The sequence below is a fragment of the Pseudarthrobacter sp. HLT1-7 genome (assembly GCF_059383435.1).
In genome coordinates, this window is record NZ_JBWZCH010000023.1 from 35,118 (window position 1) to 44,177 (window position 9,060).

The 9,060-nt window shown below is 66.1% G+C and carries 8 protein-coding genes; 7 read left to right on the top strand and 1 reads right to left on the bottom strand.

Features of this window, described 5'->3' with window-relative positions; genetic code table 11:
* Positions 1 to 151 precede the first annotated feature (151 nt).
* Genes AC50X6_RS17480 through AC50X6_RS17495 form a run of 4 tightly spaced genes read left to right on the top strand, consistent with a single transcriptional unit; the run spans position 152 to position 7,020 of the window.
* The gene (locus AC50X6_RS17480; RefSeq protein WP_494967425.1) at positions 152 to 1,594 is read left to right on the top strand and encodes a DUF3375 domain-containing protein; all 1,443 of its coding nucleotides are present in this window, start codon (positions 152 to 154) and stop codon (positions 1,592 to 1,594) included.
* On the top strand, positions 1,591 to 2,280 hold the full coding sequence (locus tag AC50X6_RS17485; protein WP_494967426.1) for a DUF4194 domain-containing protein: 690 nt from the start codon (positions 1,591 to 1,593) through the stop codon (positions 2,278 to 2,280). The genes AC50X6_RS17480 and AC50X6_RS17485 overlap by 4 nt, the downstream gene beginning before the upstream one ends.
* A complete protein-coding gene (locus tag AC50X6_RS17490; RefSeq protein ID WP_494967427.1) occupies positions 2,277 to 5,684 on the top strand; it encodes an ATP-binding protein in 3,408 nt (1,135 codons plus the stop codon). The genes AC50X6_RS17485 and AC50X6_RS17490 overlap by 4 nt, the downstream gene beginning before the upstream one ends.
* 37 nt (positions 5,685 to 5,721) lie before the next feature.
* Entirely contained in the window at positions 5,722 to 7,020 is a 1,299-nt protein-coding gene (locus AC50X6_RS17495) for a Wadjet anti-phage system protein JetD domain-containing protein (RefSeq protein ID WP_494967428.1), read from the top strand.
* Positions 7,021 to 7,097: 77 nt separating this feature from the next.
* Here AC50X6_RS17495 and AC50X6_RS17500 read toward each other — a convergent pair whose 3' ends face one another.
* Complete coding sequence (locus AC50X6_RS17500) at positions 7,098 to 7,292, bottom strand: antitoxin MazE-like protein (protein ID WP_494967429.1); 195 nt, start codon at positions 7,290 to 7,292, stop codon at positions 7,098 to 7,100.
* Positions 7,293 to 7,878: 586 nt separating this feature from the next.
* Here AC50X6_RS17500 and AC50X6_RS17505 point away from each other — a divergent pair.
* From AC50X6_RS17505 to AC50X6_RS17515, 3 genes are all read left to right on the top strand, one after another.
* Entirely contained in the window at positions 7,879 to 8,148 is a 270-nt protein-coding gene (locus tag AC50X6_RS17505) for a type II toxin-antitoxin system TacA family antitoxin (protein ID WP_494967430.1), read from the top strand.
* Positions 8,145 to 8,369, top strand: coding sequence for a hypothetical protein (locus AC50X6_RS17510; RefSeq protein ID WP_494967431.1), 225 nt, complete (start codon positions 8,145 to 8,147; stop codon positions 8,367 to 8,369). Before AC50X6_RS17505 ends, AC50X6_RS17510 begins: the two co-directional genes overlap by 4 nt.
* Positions 8,370 to 8,526: 157 nt before the next feature.
* Positions 8,527 to 8,910: a TfoX/Sxy family protein gene (locus tag AC50X6_RS17515; protein WP_494967432.1), complete on the top strand. Its 384-nt coding sequence runs from the start codon at positions 8,527 to 8,529 to the stop codon at positions 8,908 to 8,910.
* The last annotated feature ends 150 nt before the right edge of the window (positions 8,911 to 9,060 follow it).

Here is a 9,060-nt window from a genome sequence, read left to right on the forward strand (position 1 = left end):
GTCGCCGCAACACTGAGCCAGCGACTTTTCCTCCACAGGATGTCTGTCGTCGCATGTACCTTAGGAAGTAGCCCCGAGCGCACCCACAGGCACCCCCACGCCCACCCCCACGCACCAAAGAATCGCACCAAAGAATCGCACCGAGGACACGATGGACTACTACGCAATCAGTTCGCTGCGTGAAAACCACGCAGGATGGTCATTGCTGCGCGCCCAGAACGCCCCGCTGGCGGTGTCCTTTTTTATGGCGGCCTTCACCGGGCCCAACCAGCGGGACATCGGCCGCCAGCAACTCATCGACACCCTGGACGATGTGCTGTTCGGTTTGCGGGACGCCGACGGCGAGGACAAGTTCCCGCGCGCGGCCTCGGAGTACCTCGACGACTGGGCAGCCCCGGAACGTGCCTGGCTGCGGAAATACTATGTGTCCGGCCAGGACGAGCCCCGTTATGACCTCACTCCCGCCGCGGAGGATGTGGTCCGCTGGGTGGAGAACCTGCGCGGCCGGGACTTTGTGGCCACCCAGTCGCGGCTGACCAGCATCTTCGCCGTGCTCAAGGCGCTGGTCCAGCAGTCCGAGACGGACCCGGAAGTGCGGCTGGCCGAGCTCCAGCGGCAGCGGGACGGGATCGACGCGGAGATGCAGCGCATCCGGGACGGCAACGTCCGGGTCATGACCGCCCCGGAGGCCCTGGACCACTTCCAGCAGCTGACCTCCCTGGCCAAAGACCTGCTCTCGGACTTCCGCGAGGTGGAACAGAACTTCCGGAAACTGGACCGGCAGGTCCGCGAACAGATCGCCACGTGGGACGGCAGCCAGGGCGATCTCCTGGAGACCATCTTCGCCAACCAGCAGGACATCAGCAGTTCCCTGCAGGGCCGGACATTCCAGGGTTTCTGGGACTACCTCATGTCCCCGCAGCTGCGCACCGAACTCCGCGACCTGCTGCAGCGCGCCACCCAGATCGAGGCGCTGTCCGGCGCCGACAACCTCCATGCCGTGACCAATCTGCACCAGGACTGGCTTCCCGCCGTCGAGCAGACCCAGGCGACCGTCCGCCAGCTGTCCCAACAGATGCGCCGGCTCCTGGACGACAAAGTGTTCCTGGAGAACAAACGCATCATGCAGCTGATCCGCAGTGTCGAATCCGGCGCGCTGGGCGCCCGGGAGGCACCGCCGTCGGGCATCTTTATGGAAGTGGCCGCGCCGTCCGTGGACGTGGCGCTGCCCTTCGAACGCCCCCTGTATGAGCCCAGCCGGAAGATCATGGTGGACGACGACGTCGTCGCCGCCGACGACGCGGACGTGGACGCAGGCGCCCTGTTCAGCCAGTTCCACGTGGACCCGGAGCGGCTCAGGACCAGCATCGACGCCGTCCTGGCCCAGGCGGAGCAGGCCACCCTGGCGGAGATCACCGACGCCCACCCGCTGCGGCAGGGCCTGGCCGAGATCGTGGCCTACTACCAGCTGGCCACGGAGTCCCCGTGGGCCAGCATCAACCCCGAGGCTACGCAGCAACTGTCCTGGCAGCTGCCGGACGGAAGCGTCCGCGAAGCCACCATCGACCAGATCATCTTTGGAAGGCCCGCATGAACCCCGCAGAAGCCCCGGAAACCCGGACATCGGAAACCGGGATGCCGGACGCCAGGACACCGGAGGAGCTTCCCGGCGTCGTCACCCGGCTCTTCAAAGGTGTGGTCTACGCCGAGGCGGACGAGAAGATCTGGCAGTCACTGATCGGCCTGGCGTCGCATGTCCGCGACTATGTTGCCGTGCTGGGGCTGGACCTGATCCTGGACGAGTCCGAGGGCTACGGGTTCCTGAAGTCCCGCGAGGACCCGGACGGCACACTCCCCCGGCTGATTCCGCGGCGCCAGCTGACGTTCAATGTGAGCCTGCTGCTGGCCCTGCTGCGCGGCCGGATGCTGGAGTTCGACACCAACTCCAGCGAACTTCGCCTCATCATGACCGAGCAGGACATCGCGGACATGGTCTCGGTGTTCCTGCCCGAATCCAGCAACGAGGCCCGCATCCTGGACCAGCTCGGCGCCAACATCAAGAAGGTGGTGGAGCTGGGCTTCCTGCGGAAGCTGCGCGGCCAGATAGGCACTTACGAGGTGGCCAGGATCCTCAAGGCGTATGTGGATGCCCAGTGGCTGGAGGAGTTCGACGCGCGGCTGGCGGACTACCGCTCGTCGCTCACCGGTAACGGCACCGGGTCCGCCGGCACCGGCGGCGCCGGTACCAGCACCCGGGCAACCGAAGGGGAGGGCAAATGAGCACCAACACCGAACTGCAGGACACCCTTTTCAGTCTCGCGGACCAGGCAGACCAAGCGGACGACGCCGGGGCGCTGCCGGGTTTCCGGCTGCACCGCCTGGAGCTGCTTAACTGGGGCACGTTCCATCAGGGCATCCGCACCTTCCGGCTGGACGGCGCCAACAGCCTCCTGACCGGTGACATCGGCTCGGGAAAGTCCACCGTGGTGGACGCCATCACCACCCTGCTGCTGCCGGCCAACAAGATCGAGTACAACAAGGCCGCGGGCGCGCAGAAGAAGGAACGCACCCTGATGTCCTACGTCCGGGGCTTCCACAAGAGCGCCCGCAGCGCCGGGGGTGAATATTCCAAGCCGGTGGCACTGCGCGGGACGGGAGCGCTCACCGTGGTCCTCGGCGTCTTCCACAACGCGGTGCTGAACAAGTCGGTCACCCTGGCCGTCACGCTGTGGGCCATGCAGGAGGCCGGCCAGCCCAACCGCTTCTACTCCCTCGCCGAGACGGAGCAGTCCATCGCGGCGGACTTTGCTAACTTCGGCCAGGACCCCGCCAAGCTGAAAAAGAAACTCCGTGCCGCGGGCGCGAGCGTTCATGACTCCTTCGACCCCTACGCCGCGGCGTTCAAGCGGCAGTTCGGCATCGGCGGGAACCAGGCCATGGAGCTATTCCACCGCACCGTGTCCATGAAGCAGGTGGAGAACATCACCTCCTTCGTGCGCACCAACATGCTCGAGGAAGACGACGTCGAGGCACGGATCAGCAAACTGATCGCCCACTTCGACGACCTGAAAAAGGCGCACGACGCCGTGCTGCGGGCCAAGGACCAGATCACCCTGCTGACGCCCATCAAGGACGGCTCAGCCCAGCACGCCAAGCTGACCCGCGAGGATGAGCTCACCAGGGCACAGCGGGACCAGCTGCACCCCTGGTTCACGGACCGGAAGCTAAAGCTCAGCCTGGAACACCAGAAGGAACTGGCGGACACCGGAGTCCGGCTGCAAGAGGACGGCAGCAAGCTGTCCACGTCGATCACGGCGCTGCGCCACGATCTCTCCGCCGTGAAGGAGGACATCCGCAGCAACGGCGGCGGCCGGCTGGCCGCCATCGACGCCGAGGCCACCCGCCTCGGCGGGGAATCCCGCACCCAGCGGCAGCGATTCGAGAACTACACGGCAGCGGCCGCGGGCCTGGGCCTGCCGGCCGCGGAAGACCGGGTCCGCTTCGACGCCAACCGGTCGCGGCTGGCCGGGGTGGAAGAAGAGCTCGGCGAGAACTCCCGCGGGCTGCAGGAAAGCCGCACCGCGCTGACCATCGAGCGGACAACGCTCACCGAGCGCGCCGCGGAGATCGGCGCCGAACTGACCAGCCTGCAGTCCCGGCCCAACCTGCTGCCGCGCCCCCAGCTGGAGCTCCGCCGTCGGCTGTGTGACGGGACCGGAATTCCGGAAAACGCGCTGCCCTACGCCGGCGAACTGCTGCGGGTCCGCGACGGCGAGGCCGCGTGGGAGGGAGCCGCTGAACGCACCCTGCACGGCTTCGCGCTCTCCCTGCTGGTGCCCGGCGAGCACTATGCGGCCGTGAGCAAGTGGGTGGATACCAACAATCTCCGCGGCCGGCTGGTCTACCTGAAGATCGGGGACTCCTATTCCGCCAGGGCCGCCGAGCCGGGAACGCTGGCGGCCAAAATCGCCATCAAGCACGGCACCCCGTTCCGCGATTTCCTGCTGGACGAGCTCAGCAGCAGGTTCGATCACTTCTGCTGCGAGAACCTGGCGGACTTCCGCCGGTACCCCAAGGCGCTGACGCTCAACGGCCAGCTCAAGGGCGGCCGCGGGCGGCATGAGAAGGACGACCGCAAGGACCTGGCTGACCGGCGCAACTATGTGCTCGGCTGGGACAACCAGGACAAGGTAACCCGTTTCCTCGCCGAGCAGGACGAGGTCCGCAGCCAGCTCCAGGGCAACACCGCCCGGCTCGGCAAAGTGGACCACTACCTCGGTGCGCTCGGACGGCAGAACCAGCAGCTCGGAACGGTCCGGGCCGTGACCGATTTCGCCGAGATCAGCTGGCAGCTCACCGCCCGCCGCATCGAGGACCTCAAGCAGGAGAAGGCGGACCTTGAGTCGGCCAGCGATGTCCTGCAGCAGCTGGCGGCCAAAGAACAGGAGATGGCCGGCCGGCTGGGGCGCCTGGAGGACCAGGCGGACAAACTCCAGCGCCGGATCGGCGCCAATGAGGAAGCGGCCAAGGAGATTGCCGACGCGATCGAAGAGTGCGCTGCCGTGTTGGCTGAGCAGCCCCTGACGGACGACGCCGGCGTGCTGGCCGCCGTCGCCAAGCTCGCCGCCGGTGCGCTCGGGGACAAACCGCTGACGTACAAAAACACCGCGGCGGTGGAAAGCACCGTGCGCGCCGGGCTGACGGACATCATCGACGCCCTGGTCAAACGGATCGCCCGCACGGCGGAAACCACGGTGCGGCTGATGGCGGACTTCCGCAACAGATACCCCAACGAGACCACCGAAATCGACGCAGCCCTCGAGGCCGCCGGGGATTACAACCGGCTCCTGGAGCAGCTGGCCAGCAACGACCTGCCCCGGTTCGAAGCCCATTTCAAGGAGTCCCTCAACCAGAACACCATCCACGAGGTGGTGGCCTTCAACGCCTTCCTGGACAGCCGCCGGCAGGACATCGTGAACCGGATCGGCGAAATCAACCTTTCCCTGGCCGGGATCGAGTACAACACCGGCCGCCATATCCAGCTGGAGCACCAGAACACCACGGACCTGGACGTCCGCCAGTTCGGCATGGACCTGCGGGCCTGTTCGGAAGGGACCATCGGCGACGAGGAGCAATACTCGGAGCAGAAGTACCTGCAGGTGGCCCGGCTGATCGAGCGATTCCGCGGCCGGGACGGCTACACCACCCTCGACGAGCGGTGGACGGCCAAGGTGACGGATGTGCGGAACTGGTTCACCTTTTCCGCGTCGGAGAAGTGGACCGAAACCGGCGAAGAGTTCGAGCACTTCACCGACTCGGGCGGCAAATCCGGCGGCCAGAAGGAAAAGCTCGCCTACACCATCCTCGCCGCCGCCCTGGCGTTCCAGTTCGGCCTGGGTGCCGGAAAAACCACGGGAAGGAACGCCGCCGCCGGACGCAGTTTCCGGTTCGTCGTCATTGACGAGGCTTTCGGCCGCGGCTCGGACGAGTCCGCGCGCTACGGCCTGGAGCTCTTCCAGCGGATGAAGCTGCAGCTGCTGATCGTCACTCCGCTGCAGAAAATCCATGTGATCGAACCGTTTGTGGCCCACGTCGGCTTCGTGGCCAACACCAACGGCGACGATTCCCAGCTGCGCAACATGACCATCCAGGAATACCGGGACGAGCGGGACCGCCGTGCCTAAGCGGCGTCCCGAGGGCCCCGAACCGAGCTTGCGAGGTTTGGGAAGGGACCTCCGCGGTGACGCCGTCCGTGGCCGGGCGCCGTCGGACGGCCGGGCGCAGGGCTGGACCACGCTAGCCATGCTCCGCGCCCAGTCGCAGAAGGCCTGGGACAGTGGCACGTTATTGCGCGAGCTGCTCGAACCCGGCGGCGTCTACCCGCGCCGCCGCCCGCTGAAACGCCCGACGGCGGCCACCCTCCGGAGTGACTACGCTGCGGCCCGGGCCTGGGCGGCGGAGTTGTTTGCCGCCACGGGTCACTTCATTCTGGAGACCGCGGAGGTGGGCCGAAGTACCATCGGGTCCAACCTGCTGCCGGCCGCGGCCGTATTTGCGTACGCGGACGATGAGATTTCTTTTGTGGGCAAGTCGAAGGAGGCTGTGCGGTTCCGTGGGCTCGCCGCGGGGCTGTCGGCGCTGGACCCTGGCTTCCGTTTGTGGGCACTGAAGCGGCCGCTGCAGTTGTTGGAGCTTGGCGCCGACGCTCTGACCGCCGCCCGGGTGGCGCTCTGGCTGCGGGACAACCCAGGCCCCGGAGTTTATGTGCGGCAGCTCAGCCTGACCGGAGTGCACACGAAGTTCATCGAGCACCACCGGAAAGTAATCGGCGAGCTGGCGGCGGAGCTGCACACCCGCGCGCCGGACCCCGGCGACGCTGCGGAAGATGAGGTCCTTCCGGAGGCAGCCACGGAGCCGGGATCCCTGTTGGGCCAGAACGCCGCCCGGACCCCGGCGGCACGCTTCGCCGCGCGCCACGGTTTTCTGCACCCGCCCGAGCTCGTCCGGTTCCGGGCGCTGGACCCTGGGCTCAACCTGCTGGGCGAGGCTCGGGACCTGACCGTCACGGCGGAGGCATTCAGCACGCTGAACCTGCCGGTCCGGCGCGTCATCGTCACCGAGAACCTGGTGAACTTCCTGGCCTTGCCCGAGTCGCCCGGAACCCTCGCCATCTACGGCGGCGGGTACGGGTTTTCCTCGCTGCGGGATGCGGGCTGGCTCCGGGGCTGCGAGGTCCGGTACTGGGGTGACCTGGACACCCACGGCTTCCGAATCCTGGACCAGCTCCGGTCCGCGCATCCCCATGTGGTCAGCGTGCTGATGGACGAGAAAACGCTGCTGGCACACTGCGATGCGTGGGGCACCGAGCCGACTCCGTCCCGGGCCGCGCTCAACAGGCTGACGGATGAGGAGTCTGCGCTCTACGACGCGCTGGGCAGTGACCGCTTCGGGCAGTCCGTCAGGCTGGAACAGGAGCTGATCCGCTGGGACTGGGCGCTGGAAAGCCTGCTGGACGCCTGAATGTTGAGCGCCTGGACTGGGTTTGTGCCCACATGTTCTACCCGAGACCGTCCAAAGCTCGCCCCGGTTCACTCCGGTCAATCTTCCGAAATCTGTTCGATGAAGTCCTGGTCGTCACCCGCGCGGTCTGCGGCGGCTACCGCGAGCGCTTGGCGCCGCGCCTCACGCTGGAACTCATCCGTGCGGGCGTCCGGCACCCACATCTGGATCTGCCGGAAGCCACGCTCGCGCATAGCAGCCCGGTGCCGTGCAGCCCGATCTCTGACGCTCATGATTCAGTTTTGCATGTAACTCCTGACGCGTTCGGGGTTGGCTTCATCGTCGGCGGAATCGACGGCGGACACGTGTGGTTTGGCCCGCGAGCCGGGGCGGAATTTATGAAGACGCGGAAACGAACCCCCGAAGCAGAAGGCAGTTCTCGGGAGGGTGCCGCCCTATTCGCTTTGATGTTCGTGGTAGACGCCAAAAACAAATGGCGCTTCCATCTGCGTGGGCGTACGGGGTCCTCGGGGGCATCGCCACTCCGCCGGACCGCACCTTACCGGGTCCCCTGCCGCGGAGGCACGTCGCGCATTGGACTAAATGTGCGATCCCTGGCACGATTCTGACATTTCGCGGTCTAGATGTCAGAATCCACTGGAGATTCTGACAGATAGGTCGACATGGAACAGCCGCGTCACGCCGGCGGTCCCAACCGGCACCCACGGGGGCATATCGAACCTGACATCAGGCCGGGCGCCACCGGCTCCGGCTGGCACCCGCAGCTGAACGGTGGCAGCACCCCCGAAATTCCGCACACATGTCCCCTATGCCGCTTCCGTACAAAAGCCATACAGTGAATTCTGGGGGTGGAAAACTATGGCAATCACGAAATCGCGCCGCCTAGAGTTGCGCACAGATGAGGCCACCGATCGGCTAATTGCAGAAGCGGCCGAACTTCTCCATGTGACAAAGTCGGCGTTCGTTATCGATGCGGCTCGCCAAGCGGCACAAAAGGTCATTTCTCGCTCGGAGGTCACTCTCTTGGCTCCCGAGGTCTTCGACGCCATGATGGCATCCCTCGACGCTCCGGATGAGTCGAGGGAACTGGCTGCACTGTCCAAGCTTCCGAGGCGTATCGGTCGATGAGCGACCCGACTTACCGCATGGCGAAGCTGGCCCCCGGGTTTGACCTGGGGGCCTTCGACGGCGGCGAACCGGTCTACAACCAGTGGCTCAACGAGCACGCGATGCAAGCATTCAGCTCCGGGCCGAGCATGGTCTACCTTCTTCTCGAGAAGCGTCCCGAAGCGTCCCGACCGAGTCATGGGATACTTCGCCGTCTGCCCCACCTTCGTGGTCCGGGATGAGGTGCCGAAGCCGCTCGAGGTAGCCACGGCCCGGAGGTACCTTGAACCCGGCCGGTGATCGCTGCCCTGGACCCTGCGTCTGTACCGCCCCCGGCCGCGGGCATATCCTGCTGGAAGGACCAGCCCGCGACCCCCCCCAGCTACCGGAGGAAGACTCATGGAAATGCCGAAAGCGTCCGACGCCGGCAAGGAACACTTCCGCTCGGTCCTGCCTGACCACCCCGAGGTGGTCATCAAGCCCATGTTCGGGAACCTGGGGGCGTTCGTGAACGGGAACATGTTCGCCGGCCTGTTCGGCCCCACCATCGGCGTGAAGCTGGCGGAGGCGGACAAGGAGATGCTGGAAGGTACCGAGCGGACCGTTCCCTTCGGGCCGCAGGGGCGTCCCATGGGCGGCTACACCGGATTGCCGGAAGTCTGGAACGCCGAGGGCTCCGGCGATGAGGCGCGGGCCAAGGCATGGGTAGGGAAGGCTTTTGAGCACGTGGCCGGGCTTCCGCCCAAGGCGCCGAAAATTCCTAGGCCCCGGCCCGAAAAGTAGCCGCCGGCCCGTATTTTCCGCGCCTAGCCCGGATTTTTCATGATGGTCGGGTGGGCGGTCAGGTCAGGGTCTGATTCCCGTTCCGTTTGATTTTTATGGTTTTGGGCGTGCTGGAGGGGCCTGTTGTCGCTGGTTGGGCGTCGGGTTCCA

What these genes read in the sequence shown, in the direction of transcription:
- AC50X6_RS17485 (WP_494967426.1), top strand. Translation starts at nt 1,591, where the DNA reads ATGAACCCCGCAGAAGCCCCGGAAACCCGGACATCGGAAACCGGGATG.
- AC50X6_RS17510 (WP_494967431.1), top strand. Translation starts at nt 8,145, where the DNA reads ATGAGCGACCCGACTTACCGCATGGCGAAGCTGGCCCCCGGGTTTGAC.
- AC50X6_RS17490 (WP_494967427.1), top strand. Translation starts at nt 2,277, where the DNA reads ATGAGCACCAACACCGAACTGCAGGACACCCTTTTCAGTCTCGCGGAC.
- AC50X6_RS17480 (WP_494967425.1), top strand. Translation starts at nt 152, where the DNA reads ATGGACTACTACGCAATCAGTTCGCTGCGTGAAAACCACGCAGGATGG.
- AC50X6_RS17515 (WP_494967432.1), top strand. Translation starts at nt 8,527, where the DNA reads ATGGAAATGCCGAAAGCGTCCGACGCCGGCAAGGAACACTTCCGCTCG.
- AC50X6_RS17500 (WP_494967429.1), bottom strand. Translation starts at nt 7,292, where the DNA reads ATGAGCGTCAGAGATCGGGCTGCACGGCACCGGGCTGCTATGCGCGAG.
- AC50X6_RS17505 (WP_494967430.1), top strand. Translation starts at nt 7,879, where the DNA reads ATGGCAATCACGAAATCGCGCCGCCTAGAGTTGCGCACAGATGAGGCC.